20 protein-coding genes are annotated in these 20238 nt (G+C 72.5%); 9 read left to right on the forward strand and 11 right to left on the reverse strand.

Translation table 11 applies throughout. The annotated features are described in order from the left end of the window. Positions 1–14: 14 nt before the first annotated feature. From glpK to RYN42_RS01615, 3 genes are all read right to left on the reverse strand, one after another. The gene (glpK, locus tag RYN42_RS01605; protein ID WP_315093149.1) at positions 15–1538 is read right to left on the reverse strand and encodes a glycerol kinase GlpK; all 1524 of its coding nucleotides are present in this window, start codon (positions 1536–1538) and stop codon (positions 15–17) included. A 92-nt stretch (positions 1539–1630) separates the two neighbouring features. Next, a complete protein-coding gene (locus RYN42_RS01610; RefSeq protein ID WP_399552369.1) occupies positions 1631–2317 on the reverse strand; it encodes an MIP/aquaporin family protein in 687 nt (228 codons plus the stop codon). Positions 2318–2429: 112 nt separating this feature from the next. Continuing rightward, complete coding sequence (locus RYN42_RS01615) at positions 2430–4238, reverse strand: glycerol-3-phosphate dehydrogenase/oxidase (protein ID WP_315093152.1); 1809 nt, start codon at positions 4236–4238, stop codon at positions 2430–2432. A 145-nt stretch (positions 4239–4383) separates the two neighbouring features. Here RYN42_RS01615 and RYN42_RS01620 point away from each other — a divergent pair, with 145 nt between their 5' ends. Genes RYN42_RS01620 through RYN42_RS01630 form a run of 3 tightly spaced genes read left to right on the forward strand, consistent with a single transcriptional unit; the run spans position 4384 to position 5984 of the window. Then, positions 4384–5373, forward strand: coding sequence for a sugar-binding domain-containing protein (locus RYN42_RS01620; protein WP_315093300.1), 990 nt, complete (start codon positions 4384–4386; stop codon positions 5371–5373). A 39-nt stretch (positions 5374–5412) separates the two neighbouring features. Next, entirely contained in the window at positions 5413–5640 is a 228-nt protein-coding gene (locus RYN42_RS01625) for a ribbon-helix-helix domain-containing protein (RefSeq protein ID WP_315093154.1), read from the forward strand. Next, positions 5637–5984, forward strand: a complete 348-nt coding sequence (locus RYN42_RS01630) for a type II toxin-antitoxin system PemK/MazF family toxin (RefSeq protein WP_315093155.1) — start codon at positions 5637–5639, stop codon at positions 5982–5984. The genes RYN42_RS01625 and RYN42_RS01630 overlap by 4 nt, the downstream gene beginning before the upstream one ends. A 25-nt stretch (positions 5985–6009) precedes the next feature. On the opposite strand, the gene RYN42_RS01635 is transcribed toward RYN42_RS01630, so the two are convergent. The 4 genes from RYN42_RS01635 to RYN42_RS01650 are packed head-to-tail and all read right to left on the reverse strand — an operon-like array spanning position 6010 to position 12407. Continuing rightward, positions 6010–7338, reverse strand: a complete 1329-nt coding sequence (locus RYN42_RS01635; protein ID WP_315093156.1) for a hypothetical protein — start codon at positions 7336–7338, stop codon at positions 6010–6012. A gap of 55 nt (positions 7339–7393) precedes the next feature. Further along, on the reverse strand, positions 7394–10969 hold the full coding sequence (uca, locus tag RYN42_RS01640) for an urea carboxylase (RefSeq protein WP_315093157.1): 3576 nt from the start codon (positions 10967–10969) through the stop codon (positions 7394–7396). Then, positions 10966–11568 (reverse strand): urea amidolyase associated protein UAAP2, encoded by a 603-nt coding sequence (locus RYN42_RS01645; protein ID WP_315093158.1) that lies wholly within the window; start codon positions 11566–11568, stop codon positions 10966–10968. Before RYN42_RS01645 ends, uca begins: the two co-directional genes overlap by 4 nt. After that, positions 11565–12407 carry an urea amidolyase associated protein UAAP1 gene (locus RYN42_RS01650; protein ID WP_315093161.1) on the reverse strand — a complete coding sequence of 281 codons (843 nt, stop codon included), beginning with the start codon at positions 12405–12407 and terminating at the stop codon, positions 11565–11567. The genes RYN42_RS01645 and RYN42_RS01650 overlap by 4 nt, the downstream gene beginning before the upstream one ends. 186 nt (positions 12408–12593) lie before the next feature. Between RYN42_RS01650 and RYN42_RS01655 the strand changes: the two genes are divergently transcribed. From RYN42_RS01655 to RYN42_RS01670, 4 genes are all read left to right on the forward strand, one after another. Continuing rightward, a complete protein-coding gene (locus RYN42_RS01655) occupies positions 12594–13247 on the forward strand; it encodes a TetR/AcrR family transcriptional regulator (RefSeq protein ID WP_315093162.1) in 654 nt (217 codons plus the stop codon). A 119-nt stretch (positions 13248–13366) separates the two neighbouring features. Further along, positions 13367–14890 (forward strand): sodium:solute symporter family protein, encoded by a 1524-nt coding sequence (locus tag RYN42_RS01660; protein WP_315093164.1) that lies wholly within the window; start codon positions 13367–13369, stop codon positions 14888–14890. Positions 14891–14932: 42 nt separating this feature from the next. Next, positions 14933–15433 (forward strand): amino-acid N-acetyltransferase, encoded by a 501-nt coding sequence (locus tag RYN42_RS01665; protein ID WP_315093166.1) that lies wholly within the window; start codon positions 14933–14935, stop codon positions 15431–15433. Positions 15434–15473: 40 nt separating this feature from the next. Continuing rightward, positions 15474–16037, forward strand: coding sequence for a GNAT family N-acetyltransferase (locus RYN42_RS01670; RefSeq protein WP_315093168.1), 564 nt, complete (start codon positions 15474–15476; stop codon positions 16035–16037). A gap of 4 nt (positions 16038–16041) precedes the next feature. On the opposite strand, the gene RYN42_RS01675 is transcribed toward RYN42_RS01670, so the two are convergent. Genes RYN42_RS01675 through RYN42_RS01690 form a run of 3 tightly spaced genes read right to left on the reverse strand, consistent with a single transcriptional unit; the run spans position 16042 to position 17820 of the window. Next, complete coding sequence (locus RYN42_RS01675; protein ID WP_315093170.1) at positions 16042–16374, reverse strand: cupin domain-containing protein; 333 nt, start codon at positions 16372–16374, stop codon at positions 16042–16044. 13 nt (positions 16375–16387) lie between these two features. Beyond that, positions 16388–16894, reverse strand: coding sequence for a DivIVA domain-containing protein (locus tag RYN42_RS01680; RefSeq protein ID WP_399552371.1), 507 nt, complete (start codon positions 16892–16894; stop codon positions 16388–16390). Positions 16895–16914: 20 nt separating this feature from the next. Then, a complete protein-coding gene (locus RYN42_RS01690; RefSeq protein ID WP_315093172.1) occupies positions 16915–17820 on the reverse strand; it encodes an A/G-specific adenine glycosylase in 906 nt (301 codons plus the stop codon). 54 nt (positions 17821–17874) lie between these two features. On the opposite strand from RYN42_RS01690, the gene RYN42_RS01695 reads away from it, so the two are divergent. Continuing rightward, complete coding sequence (locus RYN42_RS01695) at positions 17875–18453, forward strand: GNAT family N-acetyltransferase (RefSeq protein WP_315093174.1); 579 nt, start codon at positions 17875–17877, stop codon at positions 18451–18453. A gap of 96 nt (positions 18454–18549) precedes the next feature. Further along, positions 18550–19128 carry a hypothetical protein gene (locus tag RYN42_RS01700; protein ID WP_315093176.1) on the forward strand — a complete coding sequence of 193 codons (579 nt, stop codon included), beginning with the start codon at positions 18550–18552 and terminating at the stop codon, positions 19126–19128. A 4-nt stretch (positions 19129–19132) separates the two neighbouring features. Here RYN42_RS01700 and disA read toward each other — a convergent pair whose 3' ends face one another. After that, complete coding sequence (gene disA / locus RYN42_RS01705) at positions 19133–20209, reverse strand: DNA integrity scanning diadenylate cyclase DisA (RefSeq protein ID WP_315093177.1); 1077 nt, start codon at positions 20207–20209, stop codon at positions 19133–19135. Positions 20210–20238: the final 29 nt, after the last annotated feature.

Below are 20238 nucleotides of genomic sequence, written 5' to 3' on the forward strand. Positions count from 1 at the left end.
CGCTGCTCGGCGGGTCAGCTGACGTCGTCGTCCACCCAGTCGAACGTCTTGGTGACCGCCTTCTTCCACAACCGGTACTGCCGGTCGCGCTCGTCGGCGTCCATCGTCGGCTCCCAGCGCTTGTCCTCGGCCCAGTTGTCGATGACGTCCTGCTCGCCGTTCCAGAACCCGACCGCGATGCCGGCCGCGTAGGCCGCACCGAGAGCCGTGGTCTCGGCGACCTTCGGCCGGATGACCGTCACGCCGAGGATGTCCGCCTGGAACTGCATGAGCGTCTCGTTGGCGATCATGCCGCCGTCGACCTTGAGCTCGGCGAGGTCCACGCCTGAGTCGGCGTTCATGGCGTCCAGCACCTCACGGGTCTGGAACGCGGTGGCCTCGAGCGCGGCCCGGGCGATGTGCCCCTTGTTGACGAACCGGGTCAGGCCGACCAGGGCGCCGCGGGCGTCGGAACGCCAGTACGGCGCGAACAGGCCGGAGAACGCCGGCACGAAGTAGGCGCCGCCGTTGTCGTCGACCGTCTTGGCCAGGTCCTCGATCTCCGGGGCCGCCTTGATGATCCCCAGGTTGTCGCGCAGCCACTGGACCAGCGAGCCGGTCACCGCGATCGACCCCTCGAGCGCGTACACCGTCGGCTGGTCGCCGATCTTGTAGCAGACGGTGGTCAGCAGGCCGTTCTTGCTGGGGATCGGCTCCGTGCCCGTGTTGATGAGCATGAAGTTGCCGGTGCCGTAGGTGTTCTTCGCCATGCCCACCTCGAAGCAGGCCTGCCCGAAGGTGGCCGCCTGCTGGTCGCCGAGGATGCCCGCGATCGGGACGCCCGGGACCATGCCGCCCTCGCGGCCCTTCCCGTACACCTCGGACGACGACCGGATCTCGGGCAGCATCGACAGCGGGATGCCCATGTCGGCGGCGATCTCCTCGTTCCACGTGAGCGTGTCGAGGTTCATCAGCATGGTGCGCGACGCGTTGGTCGGGTCGGTGACGTGCACGCCGCCGTCCACCCCGCCGGTCATGTTCCACAGCACCCAGGAGTCGGTGTTGCCGAACGCCAGGTCGCCGGCCTCCGCCTTGGCCCGGGCACCCTCGACGTTGTCGAGGATCCACTTGATCTTCGGGCCGGAGAAGTAGGTGGCCAGCGGCAGGCCGACCTTCGCCTTGTACCGGTCGGCGCCGCCCCCCAGCGCGCCCAGCTCGTCGGCGATCTTCTGCGTGCGCGTGTCCTGCCAGACGATCGCGTTGTAGACCGGCTTGCCGGTGGTCCGGTCCCAGACCACGGCGGTCTCGCGCTGGTTGGTGATGCCGACCGCGGCCAGGTCGCGGTACGTCAGGTTGGCGCGGGTGAGCGCCAGGCCGACGACCTCACGGGTGTTGCGCCAGATCTCCTCGGCGTCGTGCTCCACCCACCCGGCGCGCGGGAAGATCTGCTCGTGCTCGATCTGGCCGGACTCGACGATCTGGCCGGAGTGGTCGAACACGATGGCGCGGGTGCTGGTGGTGCCCTGGTCGATGGCCAGGACGTACTGGGTGTCGGGCATGGTGAGAGCTCCTCCGGTGGTTCAGGGGCGGCCCGGACGGCGTGCACCGACGCTGGTGGACGCCGTCCGGACGGGGACAGCTGTGGTGGGCGTCAGACGATGTACGCGGCGGCCACCAGGCCACCGATCGCGCCGCCGACGAGGGGGCCGAGGACCGGCACCCAGGCGTAGGCCCAGTCGCTCGAGCCCTTGCCCTTGATGGGCAGGAGCATGTGGGCGATGCGCGGACCGAGGTCACGTGCGGGGTTGATGGCGTACCCGGTGGGGCCACCGAGGCTGGCGCCGATGCCGACCACCAGCAGCGCGACGGCGAGCGGACCGATCTCGGCCGGCGTCTTGCCGAACGCGAGGATGACGAACACCAGGACGAACGTGGCGATGACCTCGGTGACGAAGTTCCACGCGTACGAGCGGATCGCCGGGCCGGTCGAGAAGACCGCGAGCTTGGTGGCCGGGTCGGCGTCCTCGTCGAAGTGCTTCTTGTAGGCGAGGAACGCAACGGCGGCGCCCAGTGCGGCACCGGCCATCTGTGCGACGACGTACAGGAAGCCGTTCACCGCCGAGACCTCGATGCCGGGCGCGAACTCGTCGGCCCCGCTGGTCCAGAGCCCCATCGTCACGGCGGGGTTGAGGTGCGCCCCTGACTTGTACGCGACGTACACACCCGCGAAGACGGCAAGACCCCATCCGAAGTTGATGAGGAGCCAGCCGCCGTCGAAGCCCTTGTTCCTCGGCAGGATGACGTTCGCGACGACACCGGCGCCGAGGAGGATCAGCATGCCGGTCCCCATCACCTCCGAGATGAAGGCGTCTCCCATTGTGAAGTCCACTGTCGACCCTTTCTGACGGACGTCGTTGTCACGTGCACCCCGCGGATGGCCGCGGGGAGTCTCAGGTCCCGACGGGTCCGGAGGACCCCTTCCCGGCGGGCGATCCCGGCTTGGTGCCGGCGTCGGCGGGCTGGTCCGAGAGCATCGGCGCCACGTCGGGGACGCGCAGGCGGACCTTCTCGGCCTCGGCGTCGTCCACCTCCTGCGCGGCGGCGTCCTCGGCCTCGGCCCGGGCGCGGTACGCCTCGATCTCCCGGCTGCGCGTGTGCGCGTCCCAGCCGAGGACCGGTGCGACCAGGTCCGCGATCTCCTCCAGGGCGCCGACGCCCTTGTCCGCCTGCTCGTAGTTGAGCCGCGTGCGGTGCATGAGGACGTCGTCGAGGTGCAGCGCGCCCTCGTGGCTCGCGGCGTAGACGACCTCCGCGCGGATGTACGCCTCGGCGTGCTCCAGCGGCTCGGCCAGCGACGGGTCGGCGTCCACCAGGTCGATGAGCTCGCCCAGCAGAGAGCCGTACCGGTGCAGCAGGTGGTCCATGCGCGGCCGGCTCCAGCCGTACCGCTGGCTGATCGCCCGCGCCTGCCGCTGGAACACCTGCAGCCCCTCGGCGCCCACCAGCGGCAGGTCGTGCGTGATGGACGGCAGCGTGGTCGCGCGGCTGCCGATCGCGAAGTCCACCGCGTCCTTGGCCATCACGCGGTAGGTGGTGAGCTTGCCGCCGGCGATGACCGTGAAGCCCGGGGCGGGGGAGGCGACCGTGTGCTCGCGCGAGACCTTGGCGGAGCTGGTGCCCTCCTTGACCTGCGGCTGCAGCAACGGGCGCAGACCTGCCCACGTGCCGATGATGTCCTCGCGCGTGAGCGGCCGGGACAGGACGGCGTTGGCGTGCTCGATGACGTAGTCGATGTCGGCGCTCGTCGCCACGGGGTGCACCAGCTCCTGCTCCCAGGGGGTGTCCGTGGTGCCGATCACCCAGTACCGCGACCACGGGATGATGAACAGGACCGACTTCTCGGTCTGCAGGATCAGCCCGACGTCCCCGGAGATCCGGCTGCGCGGCACGACGATGTGGATGCCCTTGCTGGCCAGCACGCGCAGGCCGCCCTCGGCCCCGGCCAGCTCCTCGGTCTGCTCCGTCCACACGCCCGTGGCGTTGATGACCGACCGTGCCCGGACGTCGATGTGCTCGCCGGTCTCCAGGTCCACCACCTCGGCGCCGGTCACCGCGCCGCCGGTCGTCGTCTGCAGGTCCATCACCTGCGTGCGCGACGCGGCGTGCGCGCCGTAGCTGACGGCGGTGCGGACCAGCGTCTCCACCAGGCGGGCGTCGTCGACGCTCGCGTCCCAGTACCGGACCGCGCCGATCGCGGCGTCGTGGCGCAGGTCGGGGAACAGCCGCTCCATGCCCTTGCGGGTCAGGTGGCGGTGGATGGGCAGCGCGCGCCGGGAGCCGGTGACGGAGGCCAGCGTGTCGTAGAGCGCGACGCCGGCGCCGACGTAGGCCCGCTCCCAGACGCGGTTCTCCAGCGGGTACAGGAAGCTGACGGGCTTGACCAGGTGCGGCGCCAGGCGGTTGATCAGCAGGTCCCGCTCGGTCAGGGCCTCGCGGACCAGGTGGAAGTCGAGCATCTGCAGGTAGCGCAGGCCGCCGTGCACCAGCTTGCTGGACCGGCTGGACGTGCCGCTGGCCCAGTCCTGGGCCTCGACGATCGCGGTGGACAGGCCCCGGCTGACCGCGTCGAGGGCGATCCCGGCGCCCGTGACGCCGCCTCCGATGACCAGGACGTCGAGCTCGCTCCCGCGTTCGGCACTGCCGCGCATCGCGTCGAGTGCGTCCTGTCGTGCCTGGGCCGTGAGCGGCGCCGTCCTCATCCGTGTACCCCCGGTGGTTCCGTTGTGTCGCATCTGCCCCGCTCGCCCGGTACGGGCTTGCTGGCTATCGTCGTCATGAGGCGAACGAACGCGCAACCGCGGTGCACATATGTGCACGATCGGCCGCGAGCGGGAGGGGGATGCCATGTACGTCGAGCGCGAGCAGGACGTGCTGCGGGCCGCGTCCATGTACTACCTGCAGGACATCAAGATGGAGGTCATCGCACGCCACCTCGGCACCTCGCGGTCCACCGTCTCCCGGCTCATCAAGCGCGCCCGGCAGTCTGGCCTCGTGGAGATCACCCTGCGCCCGGCGAGCACCCGTGCACCGGGCCTCGGCCGGACGATCGCGGCGACCTTCGGCATCGACACCTACGTGGTCCCCGTGCCCGACTCCGCCAGCCACATCGAGCGGCTCGACCAGGTGTCGATCACGGCCGCCAGGCTGCTGTCCTCGTGGTTCGACTCCGACATGGTGCTCGGCGTCGCGTGGGGGACCACTCTCGCGTCGGTGTCCCGGTACCTCGCCCCCAAGCCGACGCGCGGCTCCGCGGTGGTCCAGCTGAACGGTGCCGCGAACATGCGCACCAGCGGGATCGAGTACGCCAGCGACCTGATCTCGACGTTCGGGACCGCGTTCGCCGCAGCCGTGCACCACTTCTCGGTGCCCGCGTTCTTCGACTACCCCGACACCAAGGCGGCCATGTGGCGTGAGCGCTCGGTACGCCGGGTGCTCGACATGCAGCGGCGCGCGGACATCGCCGTCTTCTCGGTCGGTGCGGTCGCGGGCGCGGTGCCGTCGCACGTGTACTCGGCGGGCTACCTGGACGACGCCGACGTGAAGAACCTGCACGACGAGGGCGTGGTCGGCGACGTGTGCACCGTCTTCCTGCGCGCCGACGGGTCCTGGCAGGACGTGCACCTGAACGAGCGCGCCACCGGCCCCACCCCCGTGGAGCTGCAGCGGATCCCGCGGCGCGTCTGCGTGGTGGCCGGCGACAACAAGGTGGCGCCGCTGCTGGCCGCTCTGCGCGCCGGCGTGGTGACGGACCTCGTGGTCGACGAGATCACGGCCACCGGCCTGCTCGACGCGGCGGAGCCGCCCCACCCGCGGCGAGTACGCGCGCGGGTGTGAGGTGGCCATGGTGATGCTACCCGCAGTAGCATCACGGGTATGAAGCTGAGTGTGAGCCTGTCCGAGGGCGATGTCGATCTCTTGGACGACTATGTCAGGAGCCATGCCGGTGCGACGCGCTCCTCGGCGCTGCGCGACGCGCTGCAGCTCCTGCGCGAGCGGGCGCTCAGCGACCACTACGCGTTGGCGTTCGCCGAGTGGGAGGAGTCGGGTGAGGCCGACGTGTGGGATGTCGCCACGGGAGACGGACTGTCGGTCACGCGATGAGCCGCGGAGAGATCTGGCTCGTCGACCTCGAGCCGACGCGCGGAGCCGAGGCCAACAAGGTCCGGCCGGTCGTGATCGTCGGACATGCGGTCTCCGCGGCCCGTGCCTTCTCGGCCGGTCATGGCGTGGTGACCGTCGTGCCGCTCACTAGCAACACCGCCCGAGTCCTGGCCTTCCAGGTCCTGGTCACCGCTCGGGAGAGCGGGCTCGACCGTGACTCGAAAGCGCAGGCCGAGCAGGTCCGCAGCATCGACGTGCGTCGGTTCGTCCGGCAGGTCGGCACGGTGGCGGAGTCGACGATGCACGCGCTGAACGACGCGCTCCGGCTGCACCTCGACCTGTAGGGCGCGGCGGTCCGCAAGATCCGGGTCAGCCGACGGACAGCTGGTTGATGCGTTCGCGCGACGGGTGCGCGGTGCCCGCACGGACGGCGGCGACCTCGGCGTCGACGACGTCGGGCGGCACGCGGGCCATGCGCAGGAAGACCTCGTACCACGCGAGCGACGCCGGGCCGGTGGGATCGTCCTCGATGTCGCCGAGGATCTCGTCGTCCGCATCTCGCGGCCACGTGCCCCAGTGCCCCAGAGCGGCCAGCGCGGCCGGCGACTCGGGGGCGTCGAGCGGCGAGGACAGGACCGCGACCGCGGTCATGAGGTCGTCGTGCAGGTCGTGCACCTCGGCGAGAGCCGGCGCGAGGGCCTGCGCGCACTCCAGCACCCCGACGTGCCACGACCGGTCCGCGTCCGAGGTCTCCAGGATGTCGACGACGAGCCGGGCGAGCTCCTCGGGGGCGGACATGGCGCTGACGAGCGCCATCGTCGTCGACATCCCGAACGCCTCCCCGGCTCGGTGTGCCCGTGCCACGGCGTGCACGGCGGTGAGCCCGCCCGCGTCCCCGGCCGGGGGGAGACCAGCGGACTGGTCGCGGACCTTGCCGTAGGCGAGCACCCGCAGCCCGTTGCGCAGCGGCCTGTAGGCGTCGGGCTTGGTCGTGTACATCGGGGCCTGGTACGCGATCGCGGTGGCGGCGCACAGCAGGTCGGTGCGGTCGAGGTCGGGCAGGTGCCAGGCCGCCGACACCAGCTGGGCGTAGATCCGGAGCACCGCGTTGTCGACGGCGACCGGGACGGTCAGGTCCCAGGGCCGGAACCCGATCGCGTGCGACCACTGCCCGTCACTGTCCCGCCACCGCTCGGCGACGACGGCCTTCTCGATCGCGATCGCCGTGCTCACGAAGAGGGCGTCGTCGGGCGCGAAGTGGCGAGGTTCCAGGCCGGCCAGGATGACGGAGAAGTCGATCGTCACGAGGCGTGCCGTGGCGAGGTCGACAGGGTCGGCAGGGGGCTCCCACGACCTGGCGCGGCGCGATCGCGGGTCGACCTCGAGCTCGGTCAGGCCGAGACGGCCACGCTCGACGTCGAGGACGTCCTTGTCGGTGACGCTGCGGTGCACGGGGCGGGTCAGGTACTGCCCGGACGGTGACCAGAGGATCCCGACAGGTGTCGACTCGGCATCGACCACGGTGGTCGACGTCGGGGCACGGCCGCCGGGGGTGATCGCCGGGACCTTGCGCCCGACCGTGTTGGCCGTCGGATCGCCCTGCAGGTGCCCGTGCACGGGATCGTCCGGGCGCGGCAGTCCTGCGAGCAGATAGCTCTGCGGTTCGGGCAGGCGGTCCGTGATCCTGGTGAACCTCACCACGCGACCGTAGTGCGGGCCTGCAGCACCGCCCCGCTCCGGTCACCTGATCGGCTCACGCCGCCGTCGTCACCCGGGTCGGTTCGACGATGACCAGCACCTGGCCCGGGCCCACCTGGTCGCCGGGCGTCACGACGACGTCGACGACCGTGCCGCTGACGGTCGCGGTGACGGGCGACTCCATCTTCATGGCCTCCAGCGCCAGCAGCTGCTGACCGCGCTCGACCACGTCACCGGGGCGGACGTCGACCCGGAAGACGGTCGCGACGAACGGCGCCGCGACGCCCTCGCAGCCGTCGGGCACCTCGGTGTCGACCGCGGGAGCGGGGGCGTCGGGCTCGGAGACGCGGTCGAACTCGCCCGCTGCCGCCCACGCGTCGCGCTCCGCACCGAAGGCCGTCGACTGCTGGGCGCGGAAGGCGGCGATGTCCGTGGCGTTCTGGGACAGGAACCGCTGGTGCTCCGCGATCGAGAACGTGCCCGGCTCGATCGACACGTCGAGGCGACCAGCGGCCATGTCCGCGCGCAGGTCCAGCAGCTCGTCGGCGCCCACCGGGTACCAGGAGATCCGGTCGAAGAACCGGAGCAGCCAGGGGGTGCCGGGCTCGAACGGCCGGTGCCGGGCGTGGGTGTCCCAGACCTGGACCGTGCGCCCGACGAGCTGGTAGCCGCCCGGTCCCTCCATCCCGTAGATGCACAGGTAGGCGCCACCGATGCCGACCGCGTTCTGCGGGGTCCACGTGCGGGCCGGGTTGTACTTGGTGGTGACCAGCCGGTGCCGCGGGTCCAGCGGGGTGGCCACAGGGGCGCCCAGGTACACGTCGCCCAGCCCCATGACCAGGTAGGACGCGTCGAAGACCGTGCGGTGGACCTCCTCGACCGACGACAGGCCGTTGATGCGTCGGATGAACTCGATGTTCCAGGGGCACCAGGGGGCGTCGTCGCGGACGCCGGCCGTGTAGCGCTCGATGGCCTCCCGGGTGGCGGGGTCGTCCCAGCTGAGCGGCAGGTGCACCGTGCGGCTGGGGACGACGAGGTCGGTGGTCGCCGGGAGCGTGTGCTCGATCTCGCGGACCAGGTCCAGGGCCGTGCGCAGGGGGAGGCGCTCGGGGTCGACGTGCAGCTGGAGCGAGCGGATGCCGGGCGTGAGGTCGACGATGCCGCGCAGCCCGTCGTGGTCGACGCGCTGCTGCACCTCCTGCGCCAGGGCGTGCACCCGCATCCGGGAGGCCAGGTCCAGGGTCATCGCGCCGTACTCGACGAGCAGGTTGTCGTCGCCGCTGCGGCGGTAGGTGACCTGGGTGGCGTCAGCCTCGGTGCGCGCCAGGATGCCGCCGTCGTCGTGTGCTTCCCTCGTCGTGCGGGGCGCGGCCTGCGGCCTCCTGCGCAGCGCGTCCGCCTCGGCCTCGTCGACCGGCACGAACCGCACGGTGTCACCCGGCCGCAGCTGGCCGAGCTTCCACAGCTGCCCGAGCGCGACGGTGGCCGGGCACGTGAAACCGCCCAGCGACGGGCCGTCCGGGCCCAGCAGGATCGGCAGGTCGCCGGTGTAGTCCACCGCGCCGACCGCGTACGGGGTGTCGTGGATGTTCGACGGGTGCAGGCCGGCCTCGCCCCCGTCCGGCCGGGCCCAGGTGGGCTTGGGGCCGACGAGCCGGACGCCTGTGCGCGCGGAGTTGAAGTGGACCGCCCAGGTGGCGGAGTAGAACACGTCGATGTCGGCCGGCGTGAAGAACTCCGGCGCGGCGTGCGGACCTTCGAGGGCGCCGATGTGCCAGGTGCCGGTCACGACGGGCCGGTCTCGCTCGGGTACCGCCCTCGGTGTTCCGGACGGCGCCCCGAGCGCCAGCTGGTCGCCCGGGCGCAGCGGGACACCTGTCGTGCCGCCGATCCGACCGAGGTCGAACGTCGCGGCCGAACCGAGCACGTGCGGCACGTCCAGGCCGCCGCTGACCAGCAGGTACGTGCGCATCCCAACCGCTGGTGCGCCGATGGCGAGCACCCCGCCGGCGGGGATCTCGACCGGTTCCCACTGCGGCACCGGGACGTCGTCGACCGTGACCGCCGCCGGTGCGCCGGTGACCATGACCGTCGCGCCCGTGCGGAACCGGAGCTCGGGACCGGCCATCGTGCACTCCAGGCCGGGCGCGCCCTCGGGGTTGCCGAGCGCGGTGTTGCCCAGCCGGAACGACAGGTCGTCCATCGGCCCCGAGGGCGGGATGCCGACGTGCCAGAGGCCGGTCCGGCCGGGCCAGTCCTGCACCGTGGTGAGCATGCCCGGGCGGACGACCTCGACGCGCGGCGTCTCGTCCCGCAGGCGCGCGAGGGTGCCGGTGTGGTGCCCCCCGGCGGCGACCTCGGGGGAGTGCGCGATCGTGCGCAGGAGCCCGAGGTTGGTCGCGATCCCGGTCAGCCGGGTGCCCGCCAGCGCGTCGCCGAGCGCAACCCACGCGGCGTCCCGGTCGTCCCCGGCCGTGATCACCTTGGCCAGCAGGGGGTCGTAGTGGGTGGAGACCTCGGTGCCGGGCGCGATCCAGGTGTCGACGCGGGCGCCGGCCGGGACCGTGAAGGCGGTGACCGTCCCGGCGCTCGGCAGGTGGTCGCGGTCGGGGTTCTCGGCGTAGACGCGGGCCTCGACGGCGGCTCCGCGCGGCACCAGCGGGGTGTCGACGACGGCCGTGTCGCCCTGGGCGAGCCGGAGCATCCACGCGACCAGGTCGACCCCGAAGACCGCCTCCGTGACCGGGTGCTCGACCTGCAGGCGGGTGTTGACCTCGAGGAACGCAGCCTCCTGCCGGTCGGCGTCGTACACGTACTCCACCGTCCCGGCGGAGCGGTACCCGACCGACTCCGCGAGCGTGCGGGCCGCGTCGGCGATGCCGGTGCGGACGTCGTCAGGAAGGCCCGGGGCCGGTGCCTCCTCGACCACCTTCTGGTGCCGCCGCTGCAGCGAGCAGTCGCGGTCGCCGAGCGTGACCACGCGGCCCAGCCCGTCCCCGAACACCTGCACCTCGACGTGGCGCGCGGCCGTGATCAGCCGCTCCAGGTAGACGCCGGCGGAGCCGAACGCGGCACCCGCCGTCCGCCGGACCGCCTCCCACGCAGCCACGAGCTCGTCGGGGGTCGCACACGCCCGCATGCCGATGCCGCCGCCGCCCGCCGTGGCCTTGAGCATGACGGGATAGCCGATGGTGTCGGCCGCCGCGACGGCCTCGTCGACAGACTCCAGCAGGCCCGTGCCCGCGAGCATCGGCATGCCGACCGCGCGCGCCGCCTCCCGAGCGGTGTGCTTCGAGCCGAACAGGTCCAGCTGCGCGGGTGTTGGGCCCACGAACGCGATCCCCGCCGCCTCGACCGCGCGGGCGAACGCGGCGTTCTCGCTGAGGAACCCGTACCCCGGATGGATCGCGCCCGCGCCCTGTGCGAGTGCCGCGTCCAGCAGGAGGTCGGCGCGCAGGTACGACTGCGCCGGCCCGAGGCGGACCGCCGTGTCGGCCAGGTGCACGTGCGCCGCGCCCGCGTCGGCGTCGGAGTAGACGGCGACCGTGCGCAGGCCGAGCTCCCTCGCGGTGCGCAGGATGCGGACGGCGATCTCCCCGCGGTTGGCGACGAGCAACGTGTCGAAGGTCAAGACAGGATCACCATCCGCACCGGCGTCGGGTCGAAGCCGTTGCACGGGTTGTTGATCTGCGGGCAGTTGCTGACCATGACCAGCACGTCCCGCTCGGCGCGCAGGGACAGCGACAGGCCGGGCGCCGAGATGCCGTCGACGATGCCGAGCGCTCCGTCGGGGTCCACGGGCACGTTCATGTACCAGTTGATGTTCGACACCAGGTCGCGCTTGCCCAGCCCGTACCGACCGCCCTCCGCCAGGAAGTTCTCCACGCAGGCGTGCTGCGCCCACGTGTGGTGCCCGTAGCGCAGGGTGTTCGACTCCTTGGAGCACGCGCCGCCGAGCGTGTCGTGCCGGCCCACCTCGTCGGCCACCACGGTCATCAGCGGGCCGTACTCGCAGTCGCGCAGCACCGAGCCGGTCGTCAGGAAGACCGAGTCCTGGCCCTGGATCGTGTCGGGAGCGCTGTACCGCAGGCTCGTGTCGGCGGCGTCGAACACGAGGAAGTCGACGGCCTGGTTGCCCCCCAGGTCGATGATCGTGAGGACGTCGCCCGCGCGGACCACGGCGGACCAGGGCGCACGGGCGGGGACGACGGTGTCGAGCAGCGTGGTCATGCGATCCCCCGTGCGGTCAGGTCCTCGCGGGTGTTGACGAAGGCCCGGCGGCCCTCGGGGGTGGCGGTCCAGAGCGGGTCGGTGTCGCTCGTCGGCGATCCCGACCAGGCGAGGACCTCGAGCGGCGTGCTCAGATACTCGCGCGGGTCGAGCGGGTGCGCGGTGTTGGCGACGAGCAGGAGCAGCGGCACCTCCGCGCGCAGGGTGAGCGAGGCGCCCGGTCCGGCGGACCCCTCGAACACCGGGCGGCCGTCGTCGTCGATCCGGACGCCCTGGAAGAAGGAGATGCTCGGCGGCAGGTCGCGGCGGGAGAGGTCGTGCTTGGCGGCGGCGAGGGCGAACAGCTCGCGCCCGGCCGGCGTCGGACCCTGCGCGCTGCCGTCGCCGTAGCGCTCGTCGTTCCGCGCCCTCGACGAGGTGCCGTAGAGAGCGTCCTGACGGGTCGAGGTGTCGCCGACGATGCTCGCCAGCACCCGGCCCTGGTCGCTGAGCAGCAGGTGGCCCGCGGTCAGGTAGACCTGCCACTGGACCTTGACGGTGTCCGCGACGTTCAGCCGCTCCCACGGGCGGTCCAGGCGGTAGGCCAGCACGTGGGCGCAGGCGTCGCCGACGAGGTCGGTCAGGCGGACGTGCGTCCCGCGGGCGACCGTGAGGTGGGTGTACCCCCCGCCCGCGACCACCTCCGCGTGGACCAGCGTGGCGGGATCGACCCCGCTGGGCGGCGTGGGCCAGTCGCGTGCGGGGCGGACCGGCAGGGTGGGGACCGCGCCGACGGCGGCAACCTCCTGTGCCCGGGCATGCTCCCGCGCGCCTGCCGTGGTGCCGGTGGTGGTGGTCATCGCGTCCCCGATTTCTGTCGACTGACAGAAACAGGCTGGGCCGCTGAGGTTCCCGCCCGGTCTCCGGCAGGTAAACCTCCTGTAACACCGGAACGTCCGAGGAAGTGCGCGCCCTGGCGACCACATCCTCGGACGCTGCAGGCCCGCGGCGGTGCGTCCGGGGGCCGGTGGTAGCGTCGGCTCGCCATGGCACGCAGACCCGGTCGACCGCGCGCGAGCGGCGACCCCGACGGTGAGCGCGACACCCGTCGCGACGTGCTCGACGCCGCCGCCGCCCTGTTCTGCACGGTCGGCTTCACGTCCACCAGCACCCGTGCGATCGCCGACGCCGCCGGAGTGCGACAGGCCTCGATCTACCACCACTTCGCCGGCAAGGACGCGATCCTGCTGGAGCTGCTGCTCGGCACGGTCCGCCCGTCGCTGGACCTCGCCGACGCGCTCGTCGCCGGCACCGAGCCCGCGGCCGCGCGCCTGTGGGCGCTCGTGCACGCCGACGTCGGGCTGCTCGGCGCCGGACCCGTGAACCTCGGCGTCCTGTACGTGCTGCCGGAGGTGGCCGGCGAGCAGTTCGCTGAGTTCCACGCGCTGCGCTCGCGGCTGCGCTCGCGGTACGCGGAGCTGGCGGCCGCCGCGGCGGACCACGCCGACGACGACCGCGGGGAGCTGGTGCTCGGCCTCGTGGAGTCGGTGATCCTGCGCCGCCGCGACACCCCCGACCTCGACGTCGCCGCCGTGCAGGACGCGGTGGCCGACGGCGTGCTGCGCCTGGTCGGCTGCACGCCGACCGAGGTCGCGGCCGCCCGCGCGCTGCCGGTGTCGCTCGGGGTCGGAGCGATTTAACACAAGCGTTGCGTGCGCGCAGCGGGTCCGACACAGGCCGGGTGGTCAATGATCCTGTCGGCCGACAGAAACTCCGGGCCGGCGGTCGGTCGATCCCCCCTCGCGCCCCCGGAGCCCTCATGATCATCGCCGGAGTCGGTCTCTCCGTCCTCGCCGTCGTCCTCGTCGGCATCGTCGTCGCCCGCAAGGTCGACGGCGACAGCGCCAACTACCTCGTCGCCGGCCGCCGCCTGGGCGTCCCCCTCGTGGCCGCCTCCCTGATGGCCGCCGCGGTCGACTCGAACGCCACGGTCGGCAACACGGACCTGTCGGCGTCGTTCGGGTTCTGGGCCGGGGCGTCGCTCGCGCTCGGCCTGGCCATCTGCCTGCTGCTGACCGGTCTCTTCCTGGCCAAGCCGATGAACCGCATGAAGCTGTTCACGCTCGCCGACTTCTATCGCCTGCGCTACGGGCGCGGGGTCGAGGTGGCGTCGTCGGTGTTCATGATCTTCGCGTTCGCCATCCTCATGGCCGGCAACCTGGTGGCCTGCGGGTTCCTGCTGGAACGGTTCCTGGGCCTGGACTACACGATCGGCGTGCTCCTCGCGGTCGCGCTGGTGCTCGTCTACACGATCGGCGGCGGCATGTTCTCCGACGCCTACACCGCGGCCATCCAGATCGTCATCACCATCGCCGCCACGGCCGCCCTGGTGATCTGGTTCGGCATGACCTACGGGTTCGAGGTGGCCGACGGCATGGGTCCCTTCGACTTCGAGCAGCTGACCCAGACCAGCGCGGGGGCGCCCATCAACTGGGCCACGCTCGTCGCGCTGGGCATCGGGGACATCGTGGCCATCGACTTCATGCAGCGGATCTTCGCGGCGCGGAACCCGGAGATCGCCCAGCGGTCGTGCTTCACGGGCGCGGCCGGCACCGCGGTCATCGGCGTCGCGTTCGCCATGGTCGCCCTGTCGGCGTCGTCGGTGCTCGGCCTGACCACGGACTCCGGGCCCATCCTGTTCCAGCTCCTCGACGACTACGCGCCCTCAGGCCTGACCGTGCTGGTCCTGTCCGGCATCGTCGCCGCGTCGTTCTCGACCGCGTCCGGGGCGATCCTGGCGACCTCCGCGGTGGCCGTCCGGAACATCCTCGGCGTGCGCCGCGTGGTCTCCGTGAAGGAGGAGGGCGTGCGCGACCCGCTGCTGCTGTGGACGCGGGTCGCGATGATCCCGATCGTCGTCCTCGGCGTCGCGGTGGCGCTGCGGGTGGCCCAGACCGGCATCCTGCTGACGCTCGCGTTCGACCTCATGCTCGCCGGGCTGCTGGTGCCGTTCATCCTCGGACTGTTCTGGAAGCGCGGGGGAACCCGGGCGGCCGTCGCGGCGCTCGTGGTGGGTGTCGGCGTCCGGCTGGTGCTCTTCGTCCTCACGCCGACGGTCTACGGGGTGCCCAACGACGTGTGGTTCATCCCGAACGACCTGGTCGACGCCTCGTTCGACGGGTGGCCCACGTTCTACGGGTTCGGTGCGTCCCTGCTCGCCTACCTGGTCGCCGCCGCGGTGTGGCCGCGGACCGTGACGGAGGAGGCCTGGGCCATCGCCGACGGCATGCCGGACGAGACCGTCCCCGTCCAGCGCGGCGTGGAGCCCGAGCCCGCCGTGTGAGCAGTCGGCATGGGCTGGTCGGCTCGCGGCTAGGTTGTCCCGGTGTCCTTCCGTGTCCGCCCCGCCCTGCCCGCCGACGTCCGTGCCATCCGTGCTCTCGTCGAGCCGTACGCCGCCGAGCGCATCCTGCTCGCTAAGGAGTGGGTCGGGTACTACGAGGCCGTGCAGGAGTTCCTGGTGGCCGAGGACGACGACGGCGTCGTCATCGGCTGCGGCGCGCTGCACGTGATGTGGCAGGACCTCGCGGAGATCCGCACCCTCGCCGCCGACCGCACCTTCCGCGGGACCGGCGTGGGGCACGAGCTGCTCGACGCGCTGCTGGACCGCGCTCGGCAGCTGGGTTTGCGTCGAGTCTTCTGCCTCACGTTCGAGGTGGCGTTCTTCGAGTCCCACGGGTTCCACGTCATCGAGGGCACGCCCGTGACGCCCGACGTCTACCTCGAGCTGCTGCGGTCCCACGACGACGGCGTCGCCGAGTTCCTCGACCTGGCGCGGGTGAAGCCGAACACGCTCGGCAACACCCGGATGCTCATCGAGCTGTAAATCGGTGGGCTGCCCGCTTCCCGTCGGGCACGCTCAGCGGGTGACCACCTACCTGGCGACCGAGCGGCTGGCGCTGCGCCCCTTCTCCGCCGACGAGGCCGACCTGCTGATCGAGCTCGACAGCGACCCCGCGGTGATGCGCTACCTGAGCGGAGGAGAGCCGACCCCGCCTGGCGTCGTCCGCGAGATGGTCCTGCCGAGCCTCCTGCGGGGCTACGAGCGGTGGGGTGGGACGTTCGGCGTGTTCGCGGCGCACGAGACGGGCAGCGGCGCGTTCGTCGGGTGGTTCTGCCTGCGTCCCGAGCGGGACGGTCCGTTGGACGAGGTCGAGCTCGGATACCGGCTGCGCCAGGACGCCTGGGGCAGGGGGTACGCCACGGAGGGCTCGCGCGCGCTGCTGGACAAGGCGTTCACGGAGCTCGGCGTGCGCGTGGTCTGGGGCGAGACGATGGCCCTGAACCTTCCCTCGCAGAAGGTGATGGAGAAGGTCGGCATGACGGTCACGGAGATCCTGGAGACCCCCGAGGACATGCTCATGGTCGAGGGCTCCGAACGCGGCGGCCTCCGGTACGAGATCACCAGGGAGCAGTGGGAGCGGCGGTAGCCCCTCAGTCGCTCAGGTCGATCTCCTCGGACGTCTCGACGATCACCGCGGTGAGGTCGGTGGTCGCCCACGTCTGGTGCACCTCACCGGGCTCCCAGACGACCAGCGTGCCCGGCCCGACCACCTGCGGCGGATCGTCGTCGACCTGGACCTCGCCGCGCCCGGCCACGACCACGAAGAGCTGGCGTCGCACCGCGGGATGACGTCCGAGCGTCCCGCCAGGCGCCAGGTGCGCGACGTGCACCGAGGTTCCCCCGGCCTGCGGCAGGAGCTGCATGGTGACGCCCGTGCTGCCGAACGAGGCGATCGGGTGTTGCGGGATCGTCAGGAGTCGCATGGGACCGTTCCTCTCAGCCGAGGGTGAGCTCGACGCCGTCGGCGGTGCTGCGCAGGTCGGTGACCGGGTGCACGGTGCCGTCCGGCAGCCGGACGACCACCACGTCCGGTGCTCCGGCGGGCCGGGTGGCCCGCACGGACTGGAGCCGCACCACCAGCGCGGCGCCGGAGAGCGTGGTCGACGCCCCGATGGAGCCCCCGTCGACGGGCGTCGCAGAGGTCGGGCTCGGCTCCCGGGCCGGGGTCGACGCCGGCGCGTCCGAGGCCAACCGGTCGCGCACCCGGTCCAGGAACGCGTCGACCTCCTGCTGGTCGTAGCCCTCGCGCCACTTGGTGGTCTGGAACCGTGCCGCCTCGAGCTGGCTCGCGGTCACGGGGTTCCTCGCCCGCCCGAGCCCCTCCTGCTCCTTGAGGGTCTCCGCCACGCGGTCGAGGAAGTCGTCCACCTCGTCCTGGTCGTAGCCCTCGCGGAACTTGGTCGCGGCGAACTTCTGGTTGACGACGTCGGCGGCGGTCAGCATGGCCGCATGCTCCCACGCGGTCAGTGCGGGAGACGGTACGTCGCTGGGTCGTCGACGCTCGCCGCCGGGACCCGGATCACCAGGCCGTCGGCCAGCAGCCCGTCGATGCACCGCGCGAGCTGGCGCGCATCCGGCCAGACCGCGTCGACGGCCGCCGCGGGGACGGGCCCGAGGGCCTCGCGCAGCAGTGCCATCACCCGGCCTCGCACCTGACGGTCGGTGCCGGTGAAGGTCTGGGTCCGACGCCGGGCCGCGTGCTCGTCGGCCGGCCGGCCCGCGGCGTACCAGGCGCACACGTCCCGGACCGGGCAGGCGTCGCAGCGCGGCGAGCGCGCGGTGCAGACCAGGGCGCCGAGCTCCATCGACGCCGCTGCCCACCGCGCGGCCGTCGCGTCGTCGTCGGGCACGTACCGGGTGGCCCGCCGGACCTCGTCCACCGTCTGGCTCGGCGCCGGCAGCGCGACGCCGTCCACGGTGCGGGCCAGCACCCGCCGGACGTTGGTGTCCAGCACCACCGACCGGCGGCCGTACGCGAACGCGAGGACGGCGGCGGCGGTGTAGGAGCCGATGCCGGGCAGGGCGAGGAGCACCTGCTCGTCGTCGGGCACCTCGCCGCCGTGGCGGTCCACGATCGCGCGGGCGCACTCCTGCAGCCGCAGCGCACGGCGCGGGTAGCCGAGCCGGTCCCAGGCGCGGAGCACGTCGGCGGTCGACGCCGCGGCGAGGTCCGAGGGCGTCGGCCAGCGCGCCATCCACGCCCGCCACGCGGGCTCGACCCGGACCACAGGCGTCTGCTGCAGCATCATCTCGCTGACCAGCACGCCGTACGGGGTCCGGTCCGCGGCGCGCCAGGGGAGGTCGCGCGCATGCACGCCGAACCAGGCGAGCACGGGCTCGCGCAGCTGGGCGGGGGACGGCGGCGGCACCGCAGCATCCTGCCCCACGCGTGCGCTGTCGGAGGTGCTGGCTACGGTGGGCGCATGGCGGAGCTGCGGGCGGCACCCTGCACGAGCATCGACGACGCCGTCACGGTGCTCGACGGTCCGGGTGACCCGGGTCGCTGCTTCTGCCAGTTCGACCGGATGCCCTACGCGCAGTACCGGACGCTGTCGCCCGAGGAGCTACGGAACCGGCTGGCCACCCGGGTCAGCGGGTCAGGAGCGAGCCCGGGCGTGGTCGCGACGCTCGACGGGGAACCGGTGGGCTGGGCGTCGGTGGCACCGCGGGCCGAGTTCCCCCGGGTCCGTACCAGCCCGTCGATGACCACCCGTGAGCTGAAGGCCGACCTCGACGACCCCGGCATCTGGTCCGTGACCTGCTTCGTCGTGCGCACGGGCCATCGGCGCCAGGGCGTCGCGGGTGTGCTGCTCGCGGCCGCCGTCGAGCACGCACGGGCGTCGGGGGCGCACACGCTGGAGGGCTACCCGCTGGAACCGGGCGGGCGCAAGCTCTCGTCGGCCGAGCTCTACCGGGGGACCGTGAGCCTGTTCCTCGCGGCCGACTTCGACGTGGTGGCGCGGCCGAAGGAGGGCCGGGCGATCGTCCGTCTCGCCCTCTGAGCACCCCCGCGCGCCTGCCGCGCGGGCCGGCGGACCTGCCTCTACGGTGGTCGCGCCGCGGGATCGCGCGGGCAGTCGAGCGGAGCCGGAGGACGAGTGAGCGAGTCGCGACGCCTCCCCGCCCGCGTCTACTGGGTGCGCCGGCTCGTCGTGCTCGGCATCCCGCTGGTCATCATCGCCGTGGTCGTCTGGCTCGTCGCCGGACGGGGTTCGGGCGACGAGCCGACGCCCGACGCCCAGACGACCACCGCCCCCGCTCCGGAGACCACGCCGGCCGCGACGCCTGCGGTGCCCGACTGCACCGGCCTGGTGATCGCGATGACGCCCGACGCAGTGTCGTTCGCGGCGGGCGTGAGCGCCACGTTCACCGTCTCGATCACCAACCCGGGGTCCGAGCAGTGCCTGGTCGACGCGGGCGAGGCGCAGCGGGAGATCGTCATCACCTCCGGCTCCGACCGCGTGTGGTCGAACCGCGACTGCGTGGTGCCCGGCACGGAGAAGCGCACGCTGCTGCTCGCCGGGGGCGCCAACGACACGACGTCGTTCGCGTGGAACCGCGTCCGGTCCGCGGAAGGCTGCCCGCAGGGACTGCCGGCGCCCGGCGCCGGCACGTACTCCGCGCAGCTGGTCCTGGCCGGTGCGAGCGCACCGCCGGCGGTGTTCGGGCTGGAGTGACGGGCTAGACGTACCGCTCGAGGATGCTCGACTCCGCGAGCCGGGACAGTCCCTCGCGCACCGCCCGCGCTCGCTGCTCACCGACGCCGTCGACCGCCATGAGGTCCTCGATGCCGGCGGCCAGCAGCTTCTGCAGCCCGCCGAAGTGCGCCACCAGGCGGTCGACGATGGCGCCCGGGAGGCGGGGGACCTTGGACAGCAACCGGTAGCCGCGCGGTCCGGCGGCTGCGTCGAGGGCGTCGCCCCCGCCGGGCAGGCCCAGCACGCTGGCGATCCGGGCGTTGTCCAGCAGCTCGGTGGAGTCCAGCTCCGCCAGCTCGTCGAGCACGGAGTCCACGTCGCGGCGGCTGGTGTCGACGTAGTCGCGGATGATCAGCGCACGGTCGGAGCCGATGCCGCCGACCAGCTCGTCCAGTTGGAGGGTGAGCAGGCGGCCGTCGGTGCCCAGCTCGACGACGTACCCCTCGATCTCCTCGGAGATGCGGCGGACCATCTCCAGGCGCTGCACCACGGCGGACACGTCGCGGACGGTGACCAGGTCCTCGATCTCGAGGGCGGACAGGGTGCCGCTGACCTCGTCGAGACGCGACTTGTACCGCTCGAGGGTGGCCAGCGCCTGGTTGGCGCGGGACAGGATGGTGGTCGAGTCCTCGATGACGTGCCGCTGGCCGCCGACGTACAGCGCGATGATCCGCATGGAGGCCGAGACGGACACGACCGGCAGGCCGGTCTGCTTGGCGACGCGCTCCGCGGTGCGGTGGCGGGTGCCGGACTCCGACGTCTCGATGGTGACGTCGGGCAGCAGCTGGACGGCCGCGCGCACGATGCGGGAGATGCCCGCGTCGACCACGACGGCGCCGTCCATCTTGGCCAGCTCGCGCAGGCGGGTGGCCGAGAACTCCACGTCGAGGACGAAGCCGCCGGAGCAGATGCTCTCCACGGTCTTGTCGAACCCGAGGACGATCAGCGCACCCGTGCGGCCGCGCAGGATCCGCTCCAGGCCGTCACGAAGCTCACCGCCGGGGGCGACGGCGGCGAGGGTCGACCTCAGGAGGTCGTCGGGGGCGTGCGGGTGCGGCACGCTTGCATGGTAACGACGCCCGGGGACAC

It is taken from the genome of uncultured Cellulomonas sp. (assembly GCF_963527515.1).
In the GTDB taxonomy this organism is placed as follows: Bacteria; Actinomycetota; Actinomycetes; order Actinomycetales; family Cellulomonadaceae; genus Cellulomonas.